Below are 25,864 nucleotides of genomic sequence, written 5' to 3' on the forward strand. Positions count from 1 at the left end.
GCGACCGTTTCTGGAATTGTGATTTCCTCGCCTGCGGCAATCCGCTAAACTTGCCCCAAAACAAACCCAAAACAAAAATGGGCAGAGGCAATGAGCAGATTCATCAGCGCCCTCGTTCTCCTCATGGCGGTTGCGTCTTGCGGAGGCGGGCACAAAGCGCCACCGCGCGATTTGGATAACGCCTGCAGCATTATCCAGCAGCGCCCTGAATACCTGAAAGCTTTCCGCGCGACCCAGCGCCGCTGGGGTGTGCCGGTGCATGTGCAGATGGCAACTATCTATCACGAAAGCCGTTTCCGCGGCGATGCCAGGACACCGCATCAGTATTTGCTGGGGGTGATCCCGGTCGGGCGTCAGTCCAGCGCGTATGGCTACAGTCAGGCCCTTGACGGCACTTGGGACGATTACCGCAGCGACACCGGCCGGCGGCGCGCAAAACGCGACCGGATCGGTGATGCAGCGGATTTCATGGGCTGGTACATGCGCAAGAGCCTGGAGAAGAACGGCATCCCTCTTTACGATGCGCGGAACCAGTATCTGGCCTACCACGAAGGCCACAGCGGCTATGCCCGCGGCAGTTACCGCTCCAAAGCCTGGCTCATGCGCGTTGCCGGTCAGGTCGAAACGCGTGCCCAAACGTACCAGGCGCAGCTGGCCACCTGCCGCAAGTTCCGCTGAAACACGGCACGCAGGCTCTCTCGCCCGCTTAAGAGGCTTTCTTTATCCAGCCCTCAACCATTGGATCAAGCAGCGCGCAATGCGCGCTGCGGTTCCGCGGTTGTTTGGCCGTTGAAGCAGAGAGAACACAGTTAGGTGCTTGCCGCTGCAACAGAGCCAGCGCAGCGGGCTTCTCTTGGCGGGTGGCCTTGGCTCAGCGAGAGCGGCCGGTGGTCACGAATAGGCTTGAGGACAGCTTAACACCGGTTTCCATCGCGCCCAGGATAACGGTCGTCTGACCTCCGGCGCCGTCATGGATCACCCATTTGCGCAGTTCCACCGGACTGCCGGTGAACATCATTTCAATGCTGCCATAGTCCGGGTTTTCCGGGTCCTGCGCCCGAACAATTGTTGATGTGCCGTCAAAGCTGTGCCCAACCACCATGTTGGCTCGGCCCAGATCCACCCTGCGGTCCAAAATGATCGACAGCGGCGTCCTCTTCAGCGGATAGGTTTCAGGGGGCTGATTCGATTTCGGATCGTGGATCACCACCGCGCCCCCCCCGGCCACAACTGTGCCGCCACCTTTTCCGTCATATTCAAACCGCATCCGCCCGGGCCGGTGCATGTACAGCTTGCCGGTGGACAGGCTGCCGTCGTCATTGATTTGAGTAAAGGGTGACGACGCCGTTGAGATCCCATTCAAGTACCGGGAAATCTCATTGAGGCTTAGTTTCTCTGCCGCCCAGGAGGCCGGGGCCATGAAGGTCAGCGCAAGCGCAAGTGCAATCCGTTTCATGGCCTCAACATAGGTGTGCTGCTGCAGAAGTGAAGATGCCGGAGACACGAAGGCTCCGGCATCGGCAGGAATTCGTCAGCTTACTGTTCGGGAACCAGAATTTCCCGTTTGCCGACGTGGTTGGCGGCTGAGACGACACCTTCGTCCTCCATCTGCTCCACCAAACGCGCGGCCTTGTTGTAGCCGATCGCCAGCTTTCGCTGGATGTAGGAGGTGGAGCACTTGCGGTCTTTGATCACAATGGCAACCGCCGTGTCATAGAGCGCGTCCTCGGTGTCGGTATTGCCGCCGGTGTTCAGCCCCAGCACCGCGTCGATATTGTCGGCTTTGTCCTCATCCGGGCCATCCAGCACACTGCCCACATAATCCGGCGGGCCGAATTGCTTGAGGTGGTTGACCACTTCTTCGACCTCTTCATCCGAACAGAACGGGCCGTGGCAGCGGGTGATCTTAGCACCGCCCGCCATATACAGCATGTCACCCATGCCCAAGAGCTGCTCGGCACCCATCTCACCGAGAATGGTGCGGCTGTCGATCTTGGAGGTCACCTGGAAGGAAATCCGGGTCGGGAAGTTGGCTTTGATGGTGCCGGTGATCACATCGACCGAGGGGCGCTGGGTTGCCATGATCAGGTGGATGCCAGAGGCCCGCGCCATCTGCGCCAGGCGCTGGATGCAGGCCTCGATTTCCTTGCCGGCTACCATCATCAGGTCCGCCATCTCGTCGACGATCACCACGATGTAAGGCAGCGCCTTGGGTTCGAACTCTTCGGTCTCGAACACCGGTTCGCCGGTGTCGTCGTCAAACCCGGTCTGCACCGTGCGTGAGAACAGCTCGCCCTTGGCCAGCGCCTCCTTCACACGGCCGTTGTAGCCGGCGATGTTGCGCACCCCCATCTTGGACATCTTGCGGTAGCGGTCCTCCATCTCGCCCACCACCCACTTGAGGGCAACAACCGCCTTCTTCGGGTCGGTCACAACGGGCGAGAGCAGATGCGGGATGCCGTCATAGACGGACAGTTCCAGCATCTTGGGGTCAATCATGATCAGGCGGCATTCATCGGGCGTCAGCTTGTACAGCAGCGACAGAATCATCGTATTGATCGCCACCGATTTACCGGAGCCGGTGGTGCCTGCAATCAGCAGGTGGGGCATCTTGGCGAGGTTTGCCACCATGGCGTCGCCGCCGATGTCCTTGCCCAATGCCAGCGGCAGCGCGTGGTTGCCGTCACCAAAATCGCGGGAGGAGAGGATTTCGCGCAGGACAACTTTCTCGCGCTTATCATTCGGCAGTTCGATGCCGATCACGGTGCGGCCCGGCACGGTTGAAACCCGGGCCGACAGCGCCGACATCGACCGTGCAATGTCATCGGCCAGGCCGATCACGCGGGAGGCCTTGAGACCCGGCGCGGGCTCCAGCTCATACATGGTGACAACGGGACCCGGGCGAACCGAGACGATCTCGCCTTTCACGCCATAGTCGTCCAGCACCGTCTCCAGCATCCGGGCGTTTTCTTCCAGTGCCTCATCGCTCAGGTGGTGGCGTTCGATGCTGACCGGGTTGGTCAGCAGGCTCAGCGGCGGCAGTTCGAAATCGCTGTCACTGTCGTCGAAGGCCAGGTTGGGCTGGGCTTCCGCCTTGGCCCGCGCGGAGGGCTGCACCGGCTTGCGCGCCGGTTTCTCCACCACCGCCTTGCGCGGCTCTGCCACCGGCAGATCGACGGTCAGCCGCGGCCCGGGGGCCTTGGCCGCCTGGGGGGCATCCTGAACAGGCGCCGCCGCGCCCGGCAGAGACTCGGCCGGCACGTGGTCCGGCGTCAGCATCCGGGGCGTGTCGTCGCCGAAGCCGGCGCGGGCATCCTCTTCCTGCGCGTGCGCTTCCGGTGCGTTCGGAACAAAGGTTTCAGCCTCTGCCGCCTGCCAGGACAGCGGCGGCTCGTCCGGCACCGGCGGCACCGGCATTTGCGCAGCGGTCAGCGGCGGCTCGGCTGGCAGGCTGCCCTGTGCGGCTGCAGGGTTGAAAATCAGAGGCGCGGGACGCTGGCCGCGGCCCTTGGTCAGCGGCAGGTTCGGGTCCAGCTCCGGCGGTGTATCGGCGGCGCGGCGGATCCGCACCGCATTTGCGATTTTCCTGGAAATGCGGTCTTCGCCGCCAATCCCGTCGCTTGTATGCCCCTCTTCGTTCTCAAAATCAGCCGCAGCAGCATATGCGTCTTCCGGAGCTGCGGCAGAAGGCCCTGCCCGGCGGATCAGGCTGGGCACACGCGACAACAAGCCGCCCCTGGCCGGGGCTTCAAGCTCTTCCCCGCTGTCGTCAGCCGAAAAGGCTTCATCGGGATAGTCCTCGAACATGTCTGGATCCGAATCTGCGACTGCATAGACATCCTCATCCCCAGAGCCTGCGCGTTCTGCCCGCTCCCTGCGGTATGTCATTGCAGCTTGCAGCCCGCTGGAAGCACCGCGGCCAAGCAGAGCTGCTATCGCGCCGTATCCAAGAATGAGGCCAATTGTAACCTTGTTCAGTCCTTTTTTGACCTCAGGCCAGGTGAAGCCCAGCACCACGCAGCCAAGCGCCAGCATGCCTGCAGCGCTCAGCAGGGACATGATCTTGACCATGAAGTGCAGGCCTACCGGCAACAGCGCCAGCAGCGCGCCCAGGAAGGTGTAGCCAACCATTCCGCCGAGGCCGAAGTCATAATTCTGCTGCCAGCTGGTGCTGGCATTCAGAGTTTCCATGTGCAGGGACACAACCAGCAGCCAGGGCACCGACAGCAGGAGCGGCCAGACCACGCGGTCCTCGCCCCGGTGCAGCACAAACCGCAGGCCCCAGGCCGCCAGGAACAGCGGCATCGCCCAGCTTGCCTTGCCGAACAGGGTGATCAGGATAAAGGAGACAGAAGCGCCCGGGCGGCCCAGCCAGTTCTGCACTGGCGCGTCTGTGGACACCGTCCAGTTCGGGTCTTCAGGCGTGTACGAGCCGAGCATGGCCGCAACCATCAGCCCCACCAGGATCAGGGCAATCCCGATCAGTTCCTTGCCGCGCTTTTCAATGGCTGCCTGCATATTGCTGTCGAGCAGCGGATCGCGGCTGCGGGTTTGAAATGCCATGCCTACCTCAGTTCCGTTTCATTCGCCCCCGCCCCGCTGTTCACCGCAAGGTCAAAGGCCTGTCCGTTCTTGGTTTTGGCTGCGCGGCCCCCAGCCAAGGGCCGCTCAGCAGAATTCAGTAAAGACAGCCGCGCAGCGTGCTCAGCGCCTCGCGGGTGTCCTCTGCGGGGGCGACCAGCGCCACCCGGATGTATGTCTCGCCCGGGTTCTGGCCCGGTGCACCTTGCGCCAGATAGGCGCCGGGCAGCACCCGCACCCCGGTTTCACTCCACAGCTTCAGCGCGGCCTGCTCGCCGTTTTCCACCGGAAGCCAAAGGAAGAAGCCCGCTTCTGGCGCCATGTAGCCGTTGAGGCCGTCAAAAACCTCATCCGCAATTTTGTACTTTGCCTGATAGAGCGCACGATTCTCTTCCACGTGCGCCTCATCCGCCCAGACCCGGGCGGCGGCGGCCTGCAAGGGCCCCGGCAGCGGCGCACCGGAATAGGCGCGCAGCTGTTTGACCCGCTTGAGGGTCTCCGGCCCGCCGGCAATCAGCCCGGAGCGCAGCCCCGGCAGGTTCGAACGTTTCGAGAGCGAGTTGAACAGCACCACCCGTTCGGGGTCGGCACCCAGTTCCTGCGCAACGGTCAGCGCACCCACGGGGGCCTCATCGCGGTAGATTTCGGAGTAGCATTCGTCCGCGAAGATGCGGAAATCGTATTTTTCCGCCAGCTGGATCAGCCGGGTCCAGTACGCGCGCGAGGCCACAGCGCCCTGCGGGTTTGCGGGCGAACAGATGTAGGCGACCGCCGTGCGGTTCAGAACATCCTCCGGCAGGTTTTCATAGTCCGGCAGATGGCCGGTCGCTGCTGTCGCAGGCACAAACACAGGCTCTGCCCCGACAGAAATCGTCGCCACCATATAGACCTGGTAGAAGGGGTTCGGGATCAGCACCACAGGCTTCTGCCCGTTCTTCTGCTCCGGGCATAGTGCCATCGCGGCATTGTACAGACCCTCGCGGGTGCCGTTCAGCGCCATGATCTGCGTCTCGGGGTCCGTGGTCACACCATAGCGGCGGTGGATCCAGTCCGAAATCGCACCGCGCAGTTCCGGCGTGCCGTCATTGTTGGGGTACTGGTTAAATCCGGCGGCGGTTTCTGCAATGACATCCGTAACCCAGGCCGGAAACGCATGCTTGGGCTCGCCAATGGTCATATGCACCACATCCCCGCCGGGGGTGTGGTGGTCCAACAGCGCTCTCAGGCGCGGAAACGCATAGGCTGGCAGGTTCGAAAACCGCTCAGGAAAATCCATATCTTATGCCTCAGTCACGGGATCATTGGCGCCCCGTTTGCGCATCAGGTTACAGGGGGCGGGCGGACGCGTCCACCCGGTGATGCGGTCGTCGGGCCGAATGTGGCTTTCAGGCCAAGGCAGCCTCGATCGCGGCGCCGATGCGCAGCAGGGCCTCCTCGCAGTCCGGCTGCCCTAGAACCTGCAGCCCGCAGCTGGGGATGCCGGTGGGCAGCGACAGGCCGCACAGCCCCATCAGATTGCCGATCCGGGTGTTGCGCAATGCCATCAGGTTGGAACGGACGTAATAGTCGTGATCGCTTTGCAGCCGGTCCAGGTTGGGCGGCAGGATTGGCGAGACAGGGCTGAGCACTGCGTCAAATCCGGCCACCGCCTGATCCCAGGCCATCCGGCACTGCTCCAGCTTGGCCCAGGCCGCAACATAATCCGGTCCGCCAAACTGCGCACCGGAACGGAAGCGTTCCAGAATCTCAGCGTACATGAGCTGCGGCGCAGCCTCGATCACGTCCTTCCACAGGCCATAGGCCTCTGTGGTGTAAAGAATCGGGCTGAGGCCCATCGCATCGTCCAGCGCAGGCAACTCCAGCGGCACGATCTCTGCCCCAGCATCTTTCAGCCTGTCCATCGCCTCGCGGTGGGCAGCAGCAACGTTCTGATCGAGATCGTTCTGCGCCACGTTCTGCAAATCGGCAAACCGGCAGCCTTTCAGGGAGCCAGGGTTGCGCAGGTCAGGACCCGCAGTCCCTTCCAGTACGCCCAGCAGCAGCCCGGCATCTTCGACTGACCGGGCCAGCGGGCCGACGGTGTCGAACTTCAGGCACAAGGGCACGACGCCCTCCAGCGTGATCCGGCCGGAGGTTGTCTTGAGCCCCACAAGATCGTTCCAGGCCGAGGGAATCCGGACAGAACCGCCCGTGTCAGAGCCGATTCCGCCGGCTGCCAGCCCGTAAGCCACAGAAGCCGCCGCGCCGGAGGATGACCCTCCCGGAGCGGCCTTCTGGTCATTTACGCAGGGCGGTGTTTCCTTGACCGGGTTAAAGCCGAGGCCCGAAAACGCCAGCTCGCTCATGTGGGTTTTACCGAGGCACACCGAGCCCATAAGCGTTGCATTGGACAGCACGGCAGCATCCTGGTCCGGCACCCGCCCCTTGAGCAGGTCCGAACCGGATTCGGTTGCGGTGCCGGCGCTGTCGAACAGGTCCTTCCAGCTAATCGGCACCCCATCCAAGAGCGAGCGGCGCAAGCCCAGACGGGCGCGCTGCTCAGCCGCTTCCGCCTCTGCCATTGCGCGGCAATGGGTCACCTGCGTGTAGATCCGGTCTTTCAGGGGATGCGCGTCGATAGCGTCCAGATAGCAGCGCGTCAGTGCCACCGGGCCGATTTCACCGGCCGCAATCCCGCGTCCCAGGTCGGCGGCAGTCATCGTCAGCCAGTCTTGCATCAGCATCTCTCCCCTTGCCTGCTGCCGGCGACGGTAGCGGCAGCAGGACGCAGGCACAATCCCGCGCTTCCTGCATGGACAATCCCGTCAGCAGGCGCATATTGCGGGGCATGAAAAATGCGTCCGATATCCTGATCGTAGGCGGCGGGCTGAATGGTCCGGCGCTGGCTCTGGCCCTGGCTCAGACCGGCCACAGCGTTACCGTTGTCGACTCGCTGACCCCAGACAGGCTGGCCGACGAGGGTTTCGACGGCCGCGGTTATGCGCTGGCGCTGGCCTCGCAGCGGCTGCTGCAGCAGACCGGCGTCTGGCAGCATGTCGGGGACAACGCGCAGCCCATGCTGGAGATCAAGGTTACAGACGGCCACGCGGGCCACGGGCCCTCGCCGTTTTTCATCCATTTCAACCACGCTGAGCTGGAAGAAGGCCCGATGGGATATATGGTCGAGGACCGCTTCCTGCGCCGCGCATTCCTGCAGGCGATGAAGGACGCCCCAGGCATTACAACGGTATCCGGGCGCACGGTGGTTGCACAGGCACCGGATCAGGCCGGTGTGACAGTCACGCTGGATGACGGCGGCGAACTGCGCGGCCAGGTGCTGGTTGGCTCTGACGGGCGCCGCAGCGGCACTGCGCAACGGGCGGGGATCAAAAGGACCGGCTGGGACTATGGCCAGACCGCGCTGGTCTGCGCCATCGACCACGAAAAGCCGCACCACGGCATTGCCCACCAGTTCTTCTTGCCGCCCGGGCCGCTGGCAATTCTGCCGCTGCCAGGCAACCGGTCGTCTATTGTGTGGAGCGAACGGACCGAGACCGCCAAGGCGATCCACGCGTTGGATGACGCGGAATACATCCAGGCGCTGCGGCCCCGGTTCGGCGATTTCCTGGGGGAGATCTCCCTGGCGGGAAAACGCTTCACCTACCCGTTGAACCTGACCATCGCCAACAGTTTCATCGGCGACCGGATGGCGCTGATCGGCGATGCCGCTCACGGCATGCACCCGATTGCCGGTCAGGGCCTGAACGCGGGTCTGCGCGATGTTGGCGCACTGGCCGAAGTGATCACCGAGGCCACCCGGCGGGGCGAGGACATCGGATCCTCCCTGGTGATGGAACGTTATCAGCAATGGCGCCGTTTCGACACCGCCTCTCTGGCGGCGGCGACTGACGTGTTCAACCGCCTGTTTTCCAATGACAACCCGCTGCTGCGGCTGGGCCGGGACATTGGCATGGGGCTTGCGGGCGCGCTCCCCGGCCTGCGCCGCGGTTTCGTGCGCGAGGCGGCAGGCCTGACCGGCGATCTGCCGCGGCTGCTGAAAGGGCAGGCAATATAAGTGGAATTGGCGGCCCTGGCCCGGATCAGTCCAGCTGGCGCGCCTCGTCCACCAGCATCACCGGGATGCCGTTGCGGATCGGAAAGGCCAGGCTGGCCGCGCGTGAGACCAGCTCTTGCGCTTGGGCGTCGTATTCCAGCACGGTCTGGGTCAGTGGACAGACCAGTGCTTCCAGCATCCGCCGGTCAAAGGCAGGCGCCTGTGTTTCGGTCATTGCAGGGTTTCCTCCTGAGAGCCGCCACGCAGGGCAAACTCGATCAAAGTGACAAGCGTTTCCCGTCTTGTGGCAAGGCAGGGCGCCTCGAGCAAGGCCTGTTTATCCTCGGGATCAAATTCCAGCAGCATCGCCAGTGAATTGATCAGCAACTCGTCATCCGCATCCTTCAGCGCCTCCCAGTCGGTCGACAGGTTGCGGGCAGAAAAGAAACGGTCAAGGAGATCCAGGAAAGAAGGCCGGTCAAGGGTTTCATCCGCCTCGCAGCGGCCCAGATCCCTGTCGAACCCTGCCCAGCTGACATCACAGCGCCGGTAAGGCGTGAATCCGTTTGTCTCACGGGTGATTCTGAACCGGGAGACCCCCGACAGAGTGACAAGGTAGCGGCCGTCTTCTGTTTCAGAGAATTGCGTCACCCGGCCGGCGCAACCGATGCTATGAAGTTCTTCTCCGTTGCCGTGCGGGGGAGGACAAGGCTGCACCATACCGATCAGCCGTTGCCGCGTTTTCAGCGTGTCTTCAAGCAATTGCAAATACCGCGGCTCAAAGATGTGCAAGGGCAAGCGCGACCGGGGCAACAGAAGCGCCCCGGGCAAGGGAAACACGGCGATCGTGTCCGGCAAATCGGCAGGCTGGATCATGGGACAGAGTGTAGTGCTGCCCCGGTCTTAGGCAAATATCATTGAACTGAGCTTGCGGCGCCCGTTCAGCACCACCGGGTCGTTCGGTTTGAGCGCATCGAAGATTGTAAACAGCTGTGTCTTGGCGGCGCCGTCATTCCACTCGCGATCACGGCGGAACAGCTCCAGCAGCTCCGTCACTGCTGCCTCCGCTTCGCCAGCCGCATGCAGCGCCTGCGCCAAGTCAAAACGGGCTTGGTGGTCCTCCGGGCTGGCGTCCACCGCGGCACGCAGTTCAGCAACCGGACCAGCATTTTCCGCCTGCCGCGCAAGCGCGATCTGCGCGTGAACCGCCTCAATCTCAGCCGCGCCGGAAATCTCCGCAGGCGCGCCGTTCAGAACCGCCTCGGCCTGATCCAAGTCTCCCAGCGCGATATGCGCGCGCGCCAGCCCGCCATAGGCGGCAGCATTCTTGTCATCCTCACCCAGGATCGCCGCAAAGGTCTGGGCCGCATCTGCGACCGCGCCTTCGGCCAGCATCTGCTCAGCCGCTTCCAGCGCCTCACCCAGGCCGCCATCGGCAGTACCGCCTGCGGCCTCGATCACCTTCTTAACGAAGGCATCGATTTCGGACGCCGGCAGCGCGCCCTGGAACATGTCGATGGGGCGGCCCTGCACGAAGGCCACAACTGTCGGGATCGACTGCAGCGGCAAGCCCTGCTGAGCCAGCGCCTGGGCCAGGCGCTGGTTCTCATCCACGTTGATCTTGGCCATAGTGGCCGCACCCTTAGCTTTGGCAACTGCAGCCTCCAGCATCGGGCCGAGGGTCTTGCACGGGCCGCACCAGGGCGCCCAGAAATCCACAATCACCGGCGCTTGCATAGATGCATCCACCACATCCTGCATAAATGTGGCTTCGGTCACGTCTTTGATCAGGTCATCCGCCGGTGCGGCGCTGCCAAGAATTTCACTCATCAGATTGTACTCCGCTAGGAACTTGCCCCCTATATGGAATCCTGCGCGCCGGAAACCAAGAGAGGAGTTTGCCAATGGCCCGCCACAGGTTCGATCTCTTCGCTGCGTCAGAGCGGCTGATGAAGATGGACGACGCCGCCTGGGCGCGGCATGCAAACCCGTGGAGCGTCTACAGCCGGATGTCGGTGCTGCCGCTGATGACCCTGGCGATCTGGTCAAGAGTCTGGCTGGACTGGGGAGCCCTGCTGCCGGTTCTGCTGGTGCTGGCATGGACGTGGTGGAACCCGCGCGCCTTTGCGCCGCCTGCCAGCACGGACAATTGGGCCTCGCGCGGCACATTTGGCGAACGGGTTTTTCTGAACCGGGCACAGGTTCCCGTTCCCCGGCATCACGAGATGTGGGCAAAAGGCCTGGCCTGGGTGTCAGGCATCGGCGTTGTCCCCTGGGTTCACGGCCTGTGGGCATTGAACCCGGGCACCGCCCTGGCGGGGCTGATCCTGATGATTGGCGGCAAGCTGTGGTTCGTGGACCGGATGGCCTGGCTGTATCAGGACATGCAGGACAAACACTCCGGCTATGCCCGCTGGCTGCGCTGACAGGGAGCCCTCCCGCCTCCGGCTTCAGGCCCGGCTTTGCCTGCCCCTTGCGGCGTTGGGCCGGGCGCCGCGCTGACGCGCGGCGGCCCTGCACTGCGCGGCAGCGCAGTGCCACGCCCAACTGAGAGGGAACATCACGCGGATGTTCATGATCCGGCGGGAGCGCTCCGCTTAAGGTTACAGGTCGAATGTCGCAAATACCGGCGCGTGGTCGCTGGGCTTCTCCCAGCCGCGGGCATCGCGCAGGACCTTGCTGGAGTGGGCCGCGTTCCGGATGTCCGGCGTCGCCCAGACGTGATCCAGCCGGCGCCCCTTGTCGGCGGCATCCCAATCCCTGGCCCGGTAGCTCCACCAGCTGTAAAGGCGACCATCCGGAATGTCGTTCCTGGTCACATCGGACCAGTTGCCCGCGTCCATCACATCGGCGAAGTGCTCCACCTCGATGGGCGTATGGCTGACGACCTTCAGTAGCTTCTTGTGGTCCCAGACGTCATCCTCCCGCGGGGCGATATTGAGGTCGCCTACCAGGATCGACTTCTCCGGCTTCTCCGCGTGGAACCAGTCCCGCATATCCGTCAGATAGTCCAGCTTCTGGCCGAATTTCTCATTCTGCTCCCTGTCCGGCACATCGCCGCCTGCGGGCACATAGAAATTGTGGATCACAACCCCGTTTTCCAGCCGGCCTGCGACATGCCGTGCATGGCCGAGACCGGCGAAATCCTTGTCGCCGATATCCTCGATCGGCAGCCGCGACAGAATGGCGACACCATTGTATCCCTTCTGGCCGCGACCGATCATGTGGGGGTAGCCAAGTGCGGCAAAGCCCTCCAACGGGATCTTCTCCACCGGGCTCTTGCATTCCTGCAGGCAGAGGATGTCCGGCCCTTCCTCCTGCAACAGCTTCTGCACGATCGGCTCGCGCAGGCGGACAGAGTTGATGTTCCAGGTTGCAAGGGAAAATGGCATCGCGGCCCCCGTGATGTAATCCGTGTTCGGCAGCGATACTGCCTGCGCGGGCGGAGAAGTGCCAGAAGTGTTTTCCCCTCCCGCGTCAGACAGCCGGAACAAAAAATGGCCGGACATAGAGCCCGGCCAAGTCCAACAGGGAGGTGCATATCATCACCCGGATATGCGCGGGAGTAGGACCACTCTAAAGATGAACCTCAGGTCCCTCTTTGATCTGGCTCAACGCCTGCAGCATCAGGCAACCAAGCGGTATCCGCCTGATTCCGTTACCAGCAGGCGTGCGTTCGAGGGATCAGGCTCAATCTTCTGACGCAGGCGGTAGATATGGGTTTCCAGAGTATGGGTGGTCACCCCTGCGTTGTACCCCCAGACCTCATGCAAAAGAACATCACGCGGCACCACTCCGTCGCTGGAGCGGTACAGGAATTTGAGAATATTGGTTTCCTTCTCTGTCAGCCGGATTTTGCGCTCGTCCTCGGTGATCAGCAGTTTCATAGACGGCTTGAAAGTATAGGGCCCAAGCGCAAAGACGGCGTCTTCCGATTGCTCGTGCTGGCGCAACTGGGCACGGATGCGGGCCAGCAGTACGGGAAACTTGAAGGGTTTAGAAACATAGTCATTAGCGCCGGCATCCAGACCCAGAATCGTATCTGCATCGGTGTCGTGGCCAGTCAGCATCAGAATCGGTGACTTCACCCCTTGTTTGCGCATCAGGCGGCACAACTCACGGCCATCGGTGTCAGGCAGACCAACGTCCAGGATTATCAGATCATACAAGGCTTCCTTGGCACGCTCCATCGCGCTTTGACCATTCTCTGCTTCGAACACGTCAAAGTCTTCGGTCATCACCAGCTGTTCGCTCAAGGCCTCGCGCAGGTCCTCGTCATCATCAACCAGCAGAATTTTCTTCAGTTGCGCCATCGGCTCGCCCTCCTGTTCTCCTGACCACACATGCGCATCCCTTGCGCCGGCGGCAAGATTTGCTGCAAAACTCTCACGCCGACGTGTCCATGGCATGGAAATTATTTCACATCCGTTGCATTTAGGCGTAAAGACAGCAAGCTTTGTTACAAAATAACATCGGATGCCCCGCATGAGCCTGATGCCCACAATGATCGAACTGCTGGCCCGCGCCCGGGTCGATCTGCGCATGGGACTGCCGGTTGTGCTGACAGCCGGCAGAGATGCCGCACTGGCAATAGCCGTAGAGACACTTACTGAAGCCCGTCTTTCGGAAATGCACTCCTTGGGGAAGCTGTCCTTGGCTCTGACGGCCCGTCGCGCAGAAACGCTGAAGGCGCGGGTTTATGACGAAGATACCGCCCGTGTGGCAGTGCCCGTGTCCGAAGGCTTGGCTTGGATTCAGGCACTGGCCGACCCGGCAGATGATCTGAACACTCCGATGAAAGGCCCGTTGTCCAGCCTGCGTGAAGGCAATGCGGAATTGCACCGGCTGGCAATTGCCCTGGTGAAATCCGCACGGCTTCTGCCTGCCGCAGCCCTTGTTCCGTTGGACAGCCCGGCCGATTTTGCAATCGGTTACGGGCTAACCACCATTTCCCGAAGTGCTGCCGCTCCGCTGCTCAGCGAAAGTTCGCCGCTGCACCCGGTGGCCGCGGCCCGCCTGCCGATGACGGCCGCCGAGGCTGGGCGGCTCCACATTTTTCGCCCTGAAGATGGCGCCGAAGAGCACTATGCGGTGGAAATCGGCCGCCCCGACCGCAGCAAACCGGTGCTTGCCAGGCTGCATTCGGCGTGTTTCACCGGTGACGTTTTGGGCTCACTGAAATGTGACTGCGGCCCGCAACTGCATGGAGCGCTCACCCAAATGGGAACAGAAGGCGCAGGCGTGCTCCTGTACCTCAATCAAGAAGGCCGCGGCATTGGCCTGGCCAACAAGATGCGGGCCTATTCTCTGCAGGACCAGGGCTTTGACACAGTAGAAGCCAACCACCGGCTCGGCTTTGAAGATGATGAACGGGACTTCCGGCTGGGCGCTGCCATCCTGAAGAAGATGGGCTTTTCGCACGTGCGGCTGCTGACCAACAACCCGAACAAGATCGTTATGATGGAGAAAACGGGTATTCAAGTGGCCGAACGGGTGCCACTGAAAGTTGGGGAAAACGCCCACAATCAGCATTACCTGGCCACCAAGGCCCGCAAGTCCGGGCATATGCTGTAATGACGCCTTCCGACTTGGTTCTGACCCCGGCAGGCGTCCGTTTTATGGGCCGGGCGCTGCCGTGCACAATCGGCAAGGGCGGTTTGTCAGACAGAAAGCGCGAAGGCGATGGTGCGACGCCAATAGGCACTCACAGAGTCGCCGGGATGCTCTACCGGCCGGACCGCTTGCCCCCGCCGGCGCCCTGGGCGAAACCCATCGGTCCCAATGATTTATGGTCTGATGACGTCCGCGATGACTGCTATAACCTTCAGGTTCGGGCCCCCTACGCATTCAGCCACGAAAAACTGCGCCGCTCCGATCCGCTTTACGATTTGGTCTTGATAACCGACTGGAACTGGCCGGACGCCATTCCAGGCAAGGGATCGGCCATTTTCATCCATCAATGGCGGCGTCCCGGTTACCCGACTGAAGGGTGTATCGCTTTTTCCAGGGCGAACCTGCACTGGCTCGCTGCCAGAGTACAGATTGGTACACGGATCATTGTTCCTGACTTGCCGGCGGCCTGACGCTGCAAGGCTATTCAAATAGCCTTGGCAAAAGTTTTCTTTGCACTTTGCGTCTCAGTACGTTCGGTCGCCAAAAATTGCCGATCCGACCCTTACGTGCGTTGCACCAAGGGCAATCGCTTGCTCGAAATCCCCGCTCATACCCATGGACAAGCCCTGCAGGCCGTTGCGCTCTGCAATTTTGGCAAGCAGCGCGAAATGCAGGCTCGGCTCCTCGTCGACCGGCGGGATGCACATCAGGCCCTTCACGGGCAGATCCAGCTTGCGGCACTCGGCAACGAACGCATCCGCATCGGCCGGCATCACGCCTGCTTTCTGCTCCTCTTCGCCAGTGTTCACCTGGATAAACAGGTCCGGGCATTTCCCCAGTTCCTGCGCGAGCCGGGCAATTGTATTGGCCAGTTTGGGACGGTCCACCGAATGGATGCTGTCAAACAGCTCCATTGCCTGGCGCACCTTGTTGGTTTGCAGGGGGCCGATCAAGTGCAGGTCAATGCCGTCAAATTGCTCGGCAAAATCCGGCCATTTGCCGGCCGCTTCCTGCACCTTGTTCTCGCCAAAGCAGCGGTGGCCCTCCTCCAGCACCGCCTGAACCCGCTCATTCGGCTGCACCTTGGACACCGCAATCAGCTGCACGCTGCCCGGTTCACGGCCAGCCTTTGCTTCAGCCTTGGCAATTCTGGATTTGATCTCTGCAAGCGGCATGGGTCCGGCCTCATTACTGTTTGGCCGCAAAAAACACTGTTTGCTCGGAAATGTTAAGGGGCAAAAGAAAAGGGCGGGCCCCGAAGGAACCCGCCCCGAATGTCACGCTAGGCGTGCTTCAGCTTAGAAGCTGAAGTGCAGACCTGCCTGCAGGGAGTTTTCGTTGGTGGCTGCTGCGGTGTTCACATAGCCAGCAACAAAGGTCACGCCGCCGCCGAGGTCATACTCGTAGTTGATGCCGAAGGCGGTGCCGTCGGTGCGGGTCTGACCTGCGGTCACATTGGCGTCGACGTCGGTGGAGTTCACCCAGCCAACGATGGTCGAGGCTGCGCCGATTTCGGCTGAACCTGCCAGAGTCACAGTGTCAGCTTCCTGAGTGGTGCCATAGGACAGGGTCGCACCATACTGGCCAAAGTTACCACCGATGGCGAAGAAGCCGAGCTCGTCACCTTGGCTTTCGACAGCGCCGTTGCTGAAAGTCACGGTGTTCGTGTTGTTGTCTTCGGACTGGTATGCACCGGTCACGAAGTAGTCACCAAAGGAGTAGCTCAGCATGATTGCGGAGCGCTCCAGGCCCTGTGCAGAACCCAGAACAGTGCCGCCGTTCGACTGCGAGTAGGACACGTGACCGGTGAAGCCGCCTGCCGAGTAGATCGCTTCGATGCCGTTACGACCAGCACCTGCGGAGGTGAAGGTGTCCCAAGCGAAGCTGTTGCCGATGGCCAGGGAGTTGAAGCCCATGCCGTCGATGCCGGTGCCAACAGAGGTGGTGTTCAGGTACAGGCCCGGTGCGGAGTCGATCGCGCCCCAGATGTTGCCAACGTTCACACGCAGGCCGCCGTATGCGACGTGGAACTGCGGTGCGGACCATGCTGCGGTGCCCGGGGTGCCGTCACGGCTTTCTGCCTGGGCACGGATACGGCCGCCAACGGTCACGCCGCCGTCGGTTTCGGTCGACGCATCAAAAGTCAGACGAAAACGGCTGGTGAGGTTGGTGTCGGAAGTGCCTGCAACTGCGTCGTTGGCTTCGTTCCAGTCCAGACCAAAGCGGCCATAGCCGGACACTTTCACTTCTGCCGCGGCCATGCCTGCGGTGGCGATCAGCGCGGTGGTCGCGAAGAGAACCTTTTTCATAGTTTTTCCCTCGGTTTCTATTCCACTGCCCAAACCGGGGAATCCGGCGTGGGTATGCCAAGGGGTTTCGCTCTTTCACCCCCATTTTGGCAAGACTTGCGAAAGCCGCACGAAACGATGCGGCCCTGGATGGTGCAGCTTTGCCACAGTCCGCCCCGCCCAGGCACCTGAAACGGCTCCGATCCGCTCCTCTGACGGCACCCAACCGGCGAAATCCTCCACAGGCGCAGAGTCATAGAAGCCAAAGCCCTTGCTCCGCCGGCGCCGCTTGCGTTAGGTGTTCGCGCAGAAAAATGGCTCCGGGAGCGGTTATGAAATACGGAAAGACCCTGCGGGTATCAGTGATGGGCGCGATCTGCCTCAGCCTGGCGGCATGCGGCGGCAACAGAAGCGGCAAGGCACCAGCAAGCACTGCGCGCACAACCAGCCATAAGGAAGAAATTCAGGGCGAAGCGACGAAATCCTCCGTCTTTGATTTCCTGAATGCCAAGCCGGACCAGACAGTTCAGGTGAACCGTTACCTGTGGACCGCCAGCCTGGATGTGCTGAGCTTCCTGCCGGTTCAGTCGGTTGATCCCTTCACCGGGGTGATCGTGACCGGTTACGGCACCCCGCCCGGCGGCGGACGGTCGTACCGTGCCACCATTCACATCAAGGATCCGGCATTGGATGCACGCTCCCTTAATGTGGCACTGCAATCCAAGGGCGGCCCGGTCAGCGCCAGCACCACCCGCGCGGTCGAGGATGCCATTCTGTCCCGCGCGCGCCAGCTGCGCATCGCTGACGGGAAACTCTGACGCGCTACCCTCTGGAAACACCAGCAAAACCCCATTATCAGAAGCGCCGGGCCACCAGCCCGGCGTTTTCATGCAAAGGACCGCTCTGATGCCGCGTTATATAGCTCCTGAAATCGAAGCACGATGGCAGAAGGCCTGGGACGAGGCCGGGATTTTCCAGGCCAAGCGTACCGGCGACAAGCCCAAGTATTATGTGCTGGAGATGTTCCCCTATCCGTCGGGTAAGCTGCACATGGGCCATGTGCGCAACTACACGATGGGCGACGTGATCGCGCGCTACAAACTGTCGACCGGCCATAACGTGCTCCACCCCATGGGTTTTGACGCCTTCGGCATGCCCGCGGAAAATGCCGCAATGGCATCGGGCGGGCACCCCAAGGACTGGACCTATTCGAACATCGACACGATGGTCGAGCAAATGAAGCCGCTGGGCCTGTCGCTGGACTGGAGCCGCATGTTCGCGACCTGCGACCCGGAATATTATGGCCAGCAGCAGGCGCTGTTCCTCGACTTCCTGGAAAAAGGCCTGGTCTACCGCAAGAACGCCGTGGTGAACTGGGACCCCATCGACATGACCGTGCTGGCCAACGAGCAGGTTGAGAACGGCCGCGGCTGGCGGTCGGGCGCGCTGGTGGAGCGGCGCGAGCTGACCCAGTGGTTCTTCAAGATCTCCGATTTCTCCGAAGAGCTGTTGTCGGCACTGGACACTCTTGAAAACTGGCCCGCCAAGGTCCGCCTGATGCAGGAAAACTGGATCGGCAAGTCGCGCGGGCTGCAGTTCTCCTTTGAACGCACCGACGGCGCTGAGCCGATCGAGGTCTACACTACCCGCCCCGACACCTTGATGGGCGCGTCTTTTGTCGGCATCTCCCCCGACCATCCGATTGCCAAGGCGCTGGAAGCCGAATCGGACGAAGTTGCGGCATTTGTCGCCGAATGCCGCAAGGGCGGCACCACCGAGGAAGCCATCGAGACGGCCGAGAAGCTGGGCTATGACACCGGCATCCGTGTCAAACACCCGCTGAACTCGGAGTGGGAGCTGCCGGTCTGGATCGCAAACTTCATCCTGATGGACTACGGCACCGGCGCAATCTTTGCTTGCCCGGCGCATGACCAGCGCGACCTGGACTTCTGCCGCAAATACGATCTGCCGGTCATCGACACTTTCTTTGCGCTGGACAATAACACTCCGGTCGCAAACGAGGCTTTTGTTCCGCCAAAAACCGAGAAAGTCCGCTGGGTCAATCACTTTGCAGGCCTGACCGAAACCACCGGCGAGGAAGCGATCAACGCCACCGTCGATTTTGCCGAAAAGGCCGGCTGGGGCCAGGGCGTCACCAAATACCGCCTGCGTGACTGGGGCCTCTCCCGCCAGCGCTACTGGGGCTGCCCGATTCCGGTTGTCCACTGTGAAGACTGCGGCGTGGTGCCCGAGAAGAAAGAGAACCTGCCGATTGCGCTTCCCTATGATGAAGACGGCAAGGCCATCGACTTCTCGGTTCCAGGCAACCCGCTGGACCGCCACCCAAGCTGGCGAAGCTGTGAATGCCCGTCCTGCGGCAAGCCTGCGCAACGCGAAACAGACACCATGGACACTTTCGTCGATTCGTCCTGGTATTTTGCCCGTTTCACCGCACCGCGCGCCGAAACTCCGACCGACATGGCCGAGGCCGAATACTGGATGAACGTTGACCAGTACATCGGCGGCATCGAGCATGCGATTCTGCACCTGCTCTATTCGCGCTTCTTTGCCCGCGCGATGCAGATCTGCGGCCACCTGCCGGAGAAATCCATCGAGCCGTTCGATGCGCTGTTCACCCAGGGCATGGTGACCCACGCGATCTACAAGTCCACCGGCGGCAACCACCGCCCGGTCTACCATTATCCCGAGGAAGTGGAGCTGCGCGACGGGAAGGGTTTCCTCAAGGACGGCACCGAGGTGGAAATCATCCCCTCTGCCAAGATGTCGAAGTCCAAGAACAATGTGGTGGATCCGCTGCACATCATCTCGTCTTTCGGCGCCGATACCGCACGCTGGTTCGTACTGTCCGATTCACCGCCCGAGCGGGATGTGGAATGGACGGCCTCTGGCGCCGAGGCCGCGCACAAGCATCTGAACCGGGTCTGGAACCTGTGCGACCGGATAGGAGAAATGGACCGAAACGCAGAAGGCGAAGGCGACGAGGACCTGCTGCGCGAGATGCACAAATGCATCCGCGACGTGACCCTGGGCATCGATTCCTTTGGCTTCAACGCCGCAATCGCCAAGCTTTACGCCTTCACTGGCACGCTCAGCAAATCCAAGGCCAGCTACAAGGCGCAGCGCGAAGCAGTGATGACTCTGGCCCAGCTGATGTCGCCAATGACACCGCACTTGGCGGAAGACATCTGGAACCACCAGGGTGGCGAGGGCCTTTGCGCCACGGCACCTTGGCCGGTTGCAGACGAAACGATGCTGATCGAGAACACCGTGACTCTGCCGATCCAGATCAACGGCAAGCGCCGCGGCGAGATTGAGGTCGCCAAGGATTTGGACAAGGCAGAGGTTGAAAAACTCGCGCTGGCGCACGAAGCTGTGCAGAAGGCGCTGAATGGCGGCGCTCCGAAAAAGGTAATCGTGGTTCCGGGCCGTATTGTGAATGTCGTTGCTTGATCGCAGAACCCTGCTGCTGGCCCTGCCCCTGCTGGCTGCGGCCTGCGGCTTTACACCGGTTTACGCTCCAGGCGGAACCGGGTCTGAGCTGCACGGCAGGATCGAAGTACAAGACCCTGAGGAAATCAAGGGCGCCAGCGGAGCTGACGCCTATTTCCTCGTGCAGAACCTTGAGCAGCGCCTGGGCCGGGGCAGCAGCCCTGCATATGCGCTTGATCTGACGCTCAGCACCCGGGAAGAAGGTCAGGCAATTACCGCGGACAACGAAATCACCCGTTATTCTGTCGTCGGGACCGCAAGTTTTTCGCTAACCCGCTTGTCTGACGGTAAGGTTGCTTCCAGTGGAACTGTCCGGAACTTCTCCGGCTACTCTGCTACCGGCACCACAATAGAAACGCTGGCAGGCGAACGGGATGCGCATGAACGGCTGATGGTGGTTCTGGCAGACCAGATCACCGCACAGATTTTGGCAACCGCGGATCTCTCCGCCGCTGCTGAATGAAGCTTTCCCCGCGCGAAGCTGACGGCTATTTCGCCAAGCCCGATCCCGGCAAAAGCGGCATCCTGATCTATGGCGCCGACGCGATGCGCGTGTCCTTGAAGCGGCAGCAGGTGCTGGCTGCCCTGCTTGGCCCCGGCGCCGAGGAAGAAATGCGCCTGACCCGCCTGCCAGGCGGCGACCTGCGCAAGGATCCGGCACAGCTTTTGGATGCGGTCAAGGCGGTCGGGTTCTTTCCCGGTGTCCGGGCGGTGTTTGTCGAAGGTGCCAACGATACCGCCACCCCCGCAATCACCGCAGCATTGGAGGAATGGCAGCCGGGCGATGCCCAGATCGTGGTCACGGCGGGCCAGCTGAAAGCGTCCTCCAAACTGCGCAAGGCGTTTGAAGGCCACAGCAACGCTTATGCGGTTGGCATTTACGACGACCCGCCCTCGCGTGCTGAGATCGAACGCATTCTGGGCGAGGCCGGCATCCGCGACGTGCCCGGCGACAGCATGTCGGCGCTGACCGATATCGCCAATGACATCGGCCCCGGCGACTTTTCCCGCATGATCGAGAAGCTGGCGCTTTACAAGCACGGCGACAGCAGCCCGCTGTCACTGGACGACATCAGCGCCGTCGCCCCGCAGTCGACCGAAGCCGCGCTGGATGACGTGCTGAACGTGGTCGCCGAGGGCCGCAGCCCCGAAATCGGCCCGCTGATCCGCCGCCTGCAGGCGCAGGGCACCAACGCCGTGACCCTCTGCATCGGCGCCACCCGGCATTTCCGCACGCTCTACACCATCGCCTCGGCTCCCGGCGGCCCGGCCCAGGGCATCGGCCAGCTGCGCCCGCCGCTGTACGGCAAACGCCGCGACCGGATGTTGCGGCAGGCCCAGAACTGGGGCGCAAACCGGCTGGAAACTGCGCTGACGATCATCACCGACACAGATCTGGCGCTGCGTTCTGCCGGCCAGACCGCGCCGGCGCTGGCCCTGATGGAGCGGGCTTTGATCCGGCTTGCAATGCTCAGCCGCGCCCGCTGATCCCGAAACGCTCCGTCCTGCTTGATCCGCCTTGCAGCGCCGCCCATCATGGCACGGTAAGAACAGGAGAAAGACGATGTATACGGTCACCGGCATTCCCCTCACCCGCACCTTCCGGGTGCTGTGGGCGCTTGAAGAGCTTGGGCAGCCCTACGAGCTGAATCAGCATGGCCCCCGCAGTCCGGAAGTGCAGGCGCTGAATGTCTCTGGCAAGGTGCCGGTGCTGCAGGCGGAAGGTGAGGTCATCACCGATTCGACTGCTATTCTCACCTACCTGGCTGACAAGCACGGCGCGCTGACGGCCCCCGCAGGAACCATTGCACGCGCCAAGCAGGACGCGATGACCCATCTGCTGCTGGACGAGGTCGATGCCGTCCTTTGGGCCGCGGCCAGGCACAGCTTCATCCTGCCGGAGGAACAACGGGTGCCAGAGGTGAAGGGCAGCCTGAAATGGGAGTTTGCCCACAACCTGTCGCGCCTTGAAAGCAAGATGGAAGGCCCTTTCCTGATGGGAGAGGAGTTCACCATCGCCGACATCATCTGCACCCATTGCCTTAACTGGGCGCGCAGCGCCAAGTTCCCGGTCGAGGGTGAAAAGCTGCAGGATTACGGCAAACGGATGCGGGAACGCCCGGCGTTTCAACAGGTGGCCGCACTCGCCAAGTAACCCGCCGCCGCCTGCCCTGCCCAGCGCCCTGTCGCCAGGCAGGCGGTCAGCAGATAACCGCCCGTCGGGGCTTCCCAATCCAGCATTTCCCCGGCGCAGAAAATTCCGGGGACTTGTCTCAGCATCAGGTTGCCATCCACTGCATCGCGGCAAACACCGCCGGCGGTCGAAATCGCCTCGTCTATCGGGCGCAAACCCGCGTGTTTCACAGGCAGCGCCTTGACCAGCCTTGCCAGGGCTTGCGCCTCCTGCGGCAGCGGGCGCCCGAATTCCTGCAACAGCGCCACCCCAGCCGGTGACAGCTTCAAGGCCTTGCGCAGGTGGTTGGAGAAACTCGCCTTGCCGCGCCCGCGCGACAGGCGGCGGGCAACTTCCGCTTCCTCCAAATTTGGAAGCAGATCCATATGCAATACCGCCCCCTCCCGCACCGCGGCGCAGACGGAATAGATACCTCCGCCCTCCAGCCCGCGCTGCGAAATTACCGCTTCACCGTGCGAAACCAGGTTGCCCGCCCGCAGCGCAATCCCCTTGAGCGGCTGGCCGAATCGCGGTGCCATATGCTTGGACCACTCCACCAGCAGCCCGGCATTGGCAGGCTTGAATGGGGAAACTTCTACCGCTCGTTCCTGCAACAGCGGCCGCCACGCCCCATCCGACCCCAGCCGCGCCCAGCTTGCACCGCCAAGCGCCAGAACGGTGGTGCCTGCCGCAATCCGCACCGAACCGCCCGGCGTTTCAAAAAGAAGAGCCGCGCTGTCCCAGCCTGCCCAGCGCCAGCGGGTGCGGACCTGCACGCCATACCCGTCCAAGCGCCCCAGCCAGGCCCGCAAAAGCGGCGATGCCTTCATCACCTTCGGGAACACCCGGCCTGTGGAGCCCGTGAACAGCTCGCTCCCCAGCCCCTGCGCCCAGGCCTGCACTTCCTGCGCATCAAATACCCGGATCATAGGCGCTAGCCAGTCCGCCGCCTCCCCATAACGGGTGATCAGCTGTTCGAAAGATTCGTCCTTGGTCAGGTTCAGACCGGATTTGCCAGCCATCAGGAACTTGCGGGCAGCTGACGGCTTGGCCTCAGCAACCAGCACCTGGTACCCGGCGCGGCCCAGTTCTTCGGCAGCCATCAGCCCTGCTGGCCCGGCTCCGATCACCACTGCGTCCCGCGCCTCTGTCATGTCGTCCCCTTGCCAGCCCTTGCCGCCGGCGTGTCTAGTGTCCGCACGAAACCAGTTGGGGCCTGTGCATGTCTGATCCGGTCTGCCCGCTGTGCGGCCGCCCAATCCCAGAAGCCGCACCGCAAAGCCAGCACCATCTGATCCCAAAACTGAAAGGAGGCAAGGGCGGACCAACCGTTCTGCTGCATGACATCTGCCACCGCGAGATTCACGCCACGCTGACAGAAGCGGAACTGGCCCGCGACTTCAACACGCCGGAAGCGCTGCAAGCCCATCCGCGGCTGGCAAAGTTCATCACCTGGATCCAGAAACGCCCACCTGAGTTCCGCTCCCGGGTTCCTGGCAAGCGGCGCAAGCGCTAACTGATCTCAAGCCCCTTGAAGGCCGGGCTGCCGCGCAACTGCATCCCGGGAATATGCTGAAATTCCAGCGTTGTGTAAGGCCGCCGCCACAGCCATTCCCGGTTCGCCACCGACTGCAAATCCGGGTCCGGTGGCGTCTCTTCGGTAAAGGCGAGGAAATGCAAATCGAATCCGAACTCCGCCACGCCCTGAACTGACAGCAGCTTCATGTCGCTATGAAGAGCTAGATCAGCCGCGATGTCGCCGGTCCGCAACGTGATCTGCCCGACATGCGCGCCGCCGCCCAGCGGCAGTGCAGGATCAGCTGAGCCATCTGGCCGGTTGCCCAGAAAATCATGCTGCAAAAGCTCTATGGTAAAGCCTCCGGGATCGTGCAGATGCGCCATATAGCCGATATCGCGGAACTGGTGCGGCGCAGAAACCTCCACGCCCTTCTGCCGCAAATGTTCACAGGCGATGTCCAGATCGGGCAGGCAAATGCCGATCTTCCAATAACGTTCATCGCGTGAATGCGGCGCTCGGCTGCCGCCGGGCAGAAGGATCACGTCCGCATCCCCGCCGGCATAACCGGCGCGCCAGGCTTCACCCTCAGCCCGTGCCTCCATGCCGAGCACATCCGCGTAAAACTCCGCCAATTGTTCTGGGTCTTCGACCTGCAACCGAAGGCCGGAAAGCCGCTTCACCGGCACATCCTCAGGATCCCGGCAGCAATTTCCGGTTTGGCTTCCAGCGCATGGGCCAGCAAGTCCTCCGCCGTTGCCAGCAAGGCCTCAGGCTCCACAACCCGGTCCACGAGACCGTAGCCGAATGCCTCCTGCGCGGTGATCTTCTGCCCGGCCGCCAGGATCATCTTGGTGCGGGCAGGCCCGATCAGTGCTGCCATCCGGCCTGCATCCGAAGGCTGCGGCAAATAGCCAAGCTTCATCACCGGGTAGAAGAATTTGGCCGATGGCACCGCAATGCGAATGTCGCAGGCTAGCACCATTCCATTGGCACCGCCCGCCAAAGTGCCGTTCAGCGCAGCCACCTTGAGGCAGGGGGTAGCGGCCATTGCCGCAGACAGCCGCTCCCACACCGGCGAGGTCGCCAGGCCCGCACGCGCCTCATCCAGATCGGCACCGGCGCTGAACACCTTGCCGGTTCCGGTCAGAATCAGCCCGCGGGCCTCCTGCGCGCGCTCGGCGATCTCTGCCAGTTCCGTCAGCATCGACTCTGTCAAAGAGTTCGCCTTGTCCGGCCGGTTGATGGTGATGGTCCACAGACCGTTTTCCGCGATTTCCAGTCCGATCATACCAGGCCCACCCGTTTGCGGATGCTGTCCTCGCGCAAGGAAACCTCCTGGCCTACATTATCCTCTGCGTCGCTAGTACACATCCACATCAGCGTCCGGGCCGGCCATTCGGCCGGAATATGGTCTTCCCAGTCCAGCTCGCTCACCGGGTTGATGCCGCTGGCCTTGATCTCCCGCTGCATCTGGGTCGCAACTGTCCCTGGCGACAGACCCATAGCGCGAATGCCATTGCCGCGTTCTTCCAAGTCGAGCGCTGAAGTCAGCATCGCCGCGCCTGCCTTCGACGCACAATAGGCACTCCACCCCTCCAAAGGCCGGTGCGCGGCACCCGAGCTAACGGTAATTATGGTGCCGCCCCCCGATGGCTTCATCAGCGGCAGCGCAGCCCGCATCCCGTTGAACACGCCTTTCAGGTTGATGTCGATCAGCTTGCTCCAGCCCTCCGGCGAGGCGTCCTCCAGCCGGGAAATCGGCTCGATCACCCCGGCATTGTTGATCAGAACGTCCAGGCTGCCGAATTTCTGGTGCGCCTTGGCCAGCGCGCTCTCAATGGAAGCGTAGTCAGACACGTCGCAAGCAAATGTCAGCACATTATTGCCGATCTCACCCGCAAGGTCCTGCAGTGCATCCGCACTCCTTGCCAGCAAGACCAAATTGGCTCCGGCAGCGGCAAATACACGGGCGGCATCCGCGCCGATCCCGCGGCTGGCTCCTGTAATCGCAACTGTTTTTCCGTTGAATTCCATGCCCGAAACCTCCAAGTGACTGATAACCCAAGTGGTAAAGCTGTTAGGGGGAACGGTCCAGCCCAAGGCCCCCTTGACGGCACCGCCCACCGGGCCGACGATGTTTTCAATTA

General features: G+C 62.2%; 26 protein-coding genes. 11 read left to right on the forward strand and 15 right to left on the reverse strand.

The annotated features are described in order from the left end of the window. Positions 1 to 90 precede the first annotated feature (90 nt). On the forward strand, positions 91 to 678 hold the full coding sequence (locus tag K3725_RS17725) for a lytic transglycosylase (RefSeq protein WP_260016571.1): 588 nt from the start codon (positions 91 to 93) through the stop codon (positions 676 to 678). A 193-nt stretch (positions 679 to 871) separates the two neighbouring features. Here the strand turns inward: K3725_RS17725 and K3725_RS17730 are convergent, their stop codons facing one another. The 4 genes from K3725_RS17730 to K3725_RS17745 all read right to left on the reverse strand — a co-directional run bounded on the left by K3725_RS17730 (position 872) and on the right by K3725_RS17745 (position 7,298). Further along, positions 872 to 1,456, reverse strand: coding sequence for an outer membrane lipoprotein carrier protein LolA (locus K3725_RS17730; protein ID WP_065267988.1), 585 nt, complete (start codon positions 1,454 to 1,456; stop codon positions 872 to 874). 80 nt (positions 1,457 to 1,536) lie between these two features. Beyond that, positions 1,537 to 4,563 carry a DNA translocase FtsK gene (locus tag K3725_RS17735; protein ID WP_260016572.1) on the reverse strand — a complete coding sequence of 1,009 codons (3,027 nt, stop codon included), beginning with the start codon at positions 4,561 to 4,563 and terminating at the stop codon, positions 1,537 to 1,539. A 115-nt stretch (positions 4,564 to 4,678) separates the two neighbouring features. Then, positions 4,679 to 5,857, reverse strand: coding sequence for an aminotransferase class I/II-fold pyridoxal phosphate-dependent enzyme (locus K3725_RS17740; RefSeq protein WP_260016573.1), 1,179 nt, complete (start codon positions 5,855 to 5,857; stop codon positions 4,679 to 4,681). A gap of 109 nt (positions 5,858 to 5,966) precedes the next feature. Next, positions 5,967 to 7,298, reverse strand: coding sequence for an amidase (locus K3725_RS17745; RefSeq protein ID WP_260016574.1), 1,332 nt, complete (start codon positions 7,296 to 7,298; stop codon positions 5,967 to 5,969). Between the two features lie 110 nt (positions 7,299 to 7,408). On the opposite strand from K3725_RS17745, the gene K3725_RS17750 reads away from it, so the two are divergent. After that, the gene (locus tag K3725_RS17750) at positions 7,409 to 8,635 is read left to right on the forward strand and encodes an FAD-dependent monooxygenase (RefSeq protein WP_260016575.1); all 1,227 of its coding nucleotides are present in this window, start codon (positions 7,409 to 7,411) and stop codon (positions 8,633 to 8,635) included. Positions 8,636 to 8,660: 25 nt separating this feature from the next. Here K3725_RS17750 and K3725_RS17755 read toward each other — a convergent pair whose 3' ends face one another. From K3725_RS17755 to K3725_RS17765, 3 genes are read right to left on the reverse strand one after another with little or no spacing between them, the layout of a single operon-like run. Continuing rightward, a complete protein-coding gene (locus tag K3725_RS17755) occupies positions 8,661 to 8,849 on the reverse strand; it encodes a Trm112 family protein (RefSeq protein ID WP_260016576.1) in 189 nt (62 codons plus the stop codon). Further along, complete coding sequence (locus K3725_RS17760) at positions 8,846 to 9,490, reverse strand: LON peptidase substrate-binding domain-containing protein (protein ID WP_260016577.1); 645 nt, start codon at positions 9,488 to 9,490, stop codon at positions 8,846 to 8,848. The genes K3725_RS17755 and K3725_RS17760 overlap by 4 nt, the downstream gene beginning before the upstream one ends. Before the next feature lie 27 nt (positions 9,491 to 9,517). After that, positions 9,518 to 10,444: a tetratricopeptide repeat protein gene (locus tag K3725_RS17765; RefSeq protein WP_260016578.1), complete on the reverse strand. Its 927-nt coding sequence runs from the start codon at positions 10,442 to 10,444 to the stop codon at positions 9,518 to 9,520. A gap of 74 nt (positions 10,445 to 10,518) precedes the next feature. Between K3725_RS17765 and K3725_RS17770 the strand changes: the two genes are divergently transcribed. After that, positions 10,519 to 11,040: a DUF6653 family protein gene (locus K3725_RS17770; RefSeq protein ID WP_260016579.1), complete on the forward strand. Its 522-nt coding sequence runs from the start codon at positions 10,519 to 10,521 to the stop codon at positions 11,038 to 11,040. Between the two features lie 177 nt (positions 11,041 to 11,217). On the opposite strand, the gene K3725_RS17775 is transcribed toward K3725_RS17770, so the two are convergent. Together K3725_RS17775 and K3725_RS17780 are read right to left on the reverse strand one after the other, a co-directional pair. After that, a complete protein-coding gene (locus K3725_RS17775) occupies positions 11,218 to 12,006 on the reverse strand; it encodes an exodeoxyribonuclease III (protein WP_260016580.1) in 789 nt (262 codons plus the stop codon). Between the two features lie 234 nt (positions 12,007 to 12,240). After that, complete coding sequence (locus K3725_RS17780) at positions 12,241 to 12,927, reverse strand: response regulator transcription factor (protein WP_039184779.1); 687 nt, start codon at positions 12,925 to 12,927, stop codon at positions 12,241 to 12,243. Positions 12,928 to 13,099: 172 nt separating this feature from the next. On the opposite strand from K3725_RS17780, the gene ribA reads away from it, so the two are divergent. Both ribA and K3725_RS17790 read left to right on the forward strand, forming a co-directional pair. Next, positions 13,100 to 14,188: a GTP cyclohydrolase II gene (gene ribA, locus K3725_RS17785; RefSeq protein WP_260016581.1), complete on the forward strand. Its 1,089-nt coding sequence runs from the start codon at positions 13,100 to 13,102 to the stop codon at positions 14,186 to 14,188. After that, positions 14,188 to 14,697 carry a L,D-transpeptidase gene (locus K3725_RS17790; protein WP_260016582.1) on the forward strand — a complete coding sequence of 170 codons (510 nt, stop codon included), beginning with the start codon at positions 14,188 to 14,190 and terminating at the stop codon, positions 14,695 to 14,697. The genes ribA and K3725_RS17790 overlap by 1 nt, the downstream gene beginning before the upstream one ends. A 54-nt stretch (positions 14,698 to 14,751) precedes the next feature. Here the strand turns inward: K3725_RS17790 and K3725_RS17795 are convergent, their stop codons facing one another. Together K3725_RS17795 and K3725_RS17800 are read right to left on the reverse strand one after the other, a co-directional pair. Continuing rightward, complete coding sequence (locus K3725_RS17795) at positions 14,752 to 15,402, reverse strand: YggS family pyridoxal phosphate-dependent enzyme (RefSeq protein ID WP_260016583.1); 651 nt, start codon at positions 15,400 to 15,402, stop codon at positions 14,752 to 14,754. A 123-nt stretch (positions 15,403 to 15,525) separates the two neighbouring features. Continuing rightward, positions 15,526 to 16,536, reverse strand: a complete 1,011-nt coding sequence (locus tag K3725_RS17800) for a porin (protein ID WP_260016584.1) — start codon at positions 16,534 to 16,536, stop codon at positions 15,526 to 15,528. Between the two features lie 311 nt (positions 16,537 to 16,847). Between K3725_RS17800 and K3725_RS17805 the strand changes: the two genes are divergently transcribed. The 5 genes from K3725_RS17805 (at position 16,848) to K3725_RS17825 (ending at position 22,180) form a co-directional block, all read left to right on the forward strand. After that, complete coding sequence (locus K3725_RS17805) at positions 16,848 to 17,333, forward strand: DUF3576 domain-containing protein (RefSeq protein ID WP_260016585.1); 486 nt, start codon at positions 16,848 to 16,850, stop codon at positions 17,331 to 17,333. A gap of 88 nt (positions 17,334 to 17,421) precedes the next feature. Further along, complete coding sequence (leuS, locus tag K3725_RS17810) at positions 17,422 to 19,986, forward strand: leucine--tRNA ligase (RefSeq protein ID WP_260016586.1); 2,565 nt, start codon at positions 17,422 to 17,424, stop codon at positions 19,984 to 19,986. Beyond that, complete coding sequence (gene lptE, locus K3725_RS17815; RefSeq protein WP_260016587.1) at positions 19,973 to 20,488, forward strand: LPS assembly lipoprotein LptE; 516 nt, start codon at positions 19,973 to 19,975, stop codon at positions 20,486 to 20,488. Before leuS ends, lptE begins: the two co-directional genes overlap by 14 nt. Further along, entirely contained in the window at positions 20,485 to 21,513 is a 1,029-nt protein-coding gene (gene holA / locus K3725_RS17820) for a DNA polymerase III subunit delta (RefSeq protein WP_260016588.1), read from the forward strand. Before lptE ends, holA begins: the two co-directional genes overlap by 4 nt. A gap of 76 nt (positions 21,514 to 21,589) precedes the next feature. Then, a complete protein-coding gene (locus K3725_RS17825; protein ID WP_260016589.1) occupies positions 21,590 to 22,180 on the forward strand; it encodes a glutathione S-transferase family protein in 591 nt (196 codons plus the stop codon). On the opposite strand, the gene K3725_RS17830 is transcribed toward K3725_RS17825, so the two are convergent. Beyond that, a complete protein-coding gene (locus tag K3725_RS17830) occupies positions 22,153 to 23,352 on the reverse strand; it encodes a TIGR03862 family flavoprotein (RefSeq protein WP_260016590.1) in 1,200 nt (399 codons plus the stop codon). The genes K3725_RS17825 and K3725_RS17830 overlap by 28 nt on opposite strands. A gap of 68 nt (positions 23,353 to 23,420) precedes the next feature. On the opposite strand from K3725_RS17830, the gene K3725_RS17835 reads away from it, so the two are divergent. After that, positions 23,421 to 23,714 carry an HNH endonuclease gene (locus K3725_RS17835; RefSeq protein WP_260016591.1) on the forward strand — a complete coding sequence of 98 codons (294 nt, stop codon included), beginning with the start codon at positions 23,421 to 23,423 and terminating at the stop codon, positions 23,712 to 23,714. On the opposite strand, the gene K3725_RS17840 is transcribed toward K3725_RS17835, so the two are convergent. From K3725_RS17840 to K3725_RS17850, 3 genes are read right to left on the reverse strand one after another with little or no spacing between them, the layout of a single operon-like run. Then, on the reverse strand, positions 23,711 to 24,397 hold the full coding sequence (locus K3725_RS17840) for a VOC family protein (RefSeq protein ID WP_311202207.1): 687 nt from the start codon (positions 24,395 to 24,397) through the stop codon (positions 23,711 to 23,713). The genes K3725_RS17835 and K3725_RS17840 overlap by 4 nt on opposite strands. Next, positions 24,394 to 25,005, reverse strand: a complete 612-nt coding sequence (locus K3725_RS17845) for an enoyl-CoA hydratase/isomerase family protein (RefSeq protein ID WP_260016593.1) — start codon at positions 25,003 to 25,005, stop codon at positions 24,394 to 24,396. The genes K3725_RS17840 and K3725_RS17845 overlap by 4 nt, the downstream gene beginning before the upstream one ends. Continuing rightward, the gene (locus K3725_RS17850; protein WP_260016594.1) at positions 25,002 to 25,751 is read right to left on the reverse strand and encodes an SDR family oxidoreductase; all 750 of its coding nucleotides are present in this window, start codon (positions 25,749 to 25,751) and stop codon (positions 25,002 to 25,004) included. The genes K3725_RS17845 and K3725_RS17850 overlap by 4 nt, the downstream gene beginning before the upstream one ends. Between the last annotated feature and the right edge of the window lie 113 nt (positions 25,752 to 25,864).

The sequence above is a fragment of the Leisingera sp. S132 genome (genome assembly GCF_025144465.1).
Lineage (GTDB): Bacteria > Pseudomonadota > Alphaproteobacteria > Rhodobacterales > Rhodobacteraceae > Leisingera.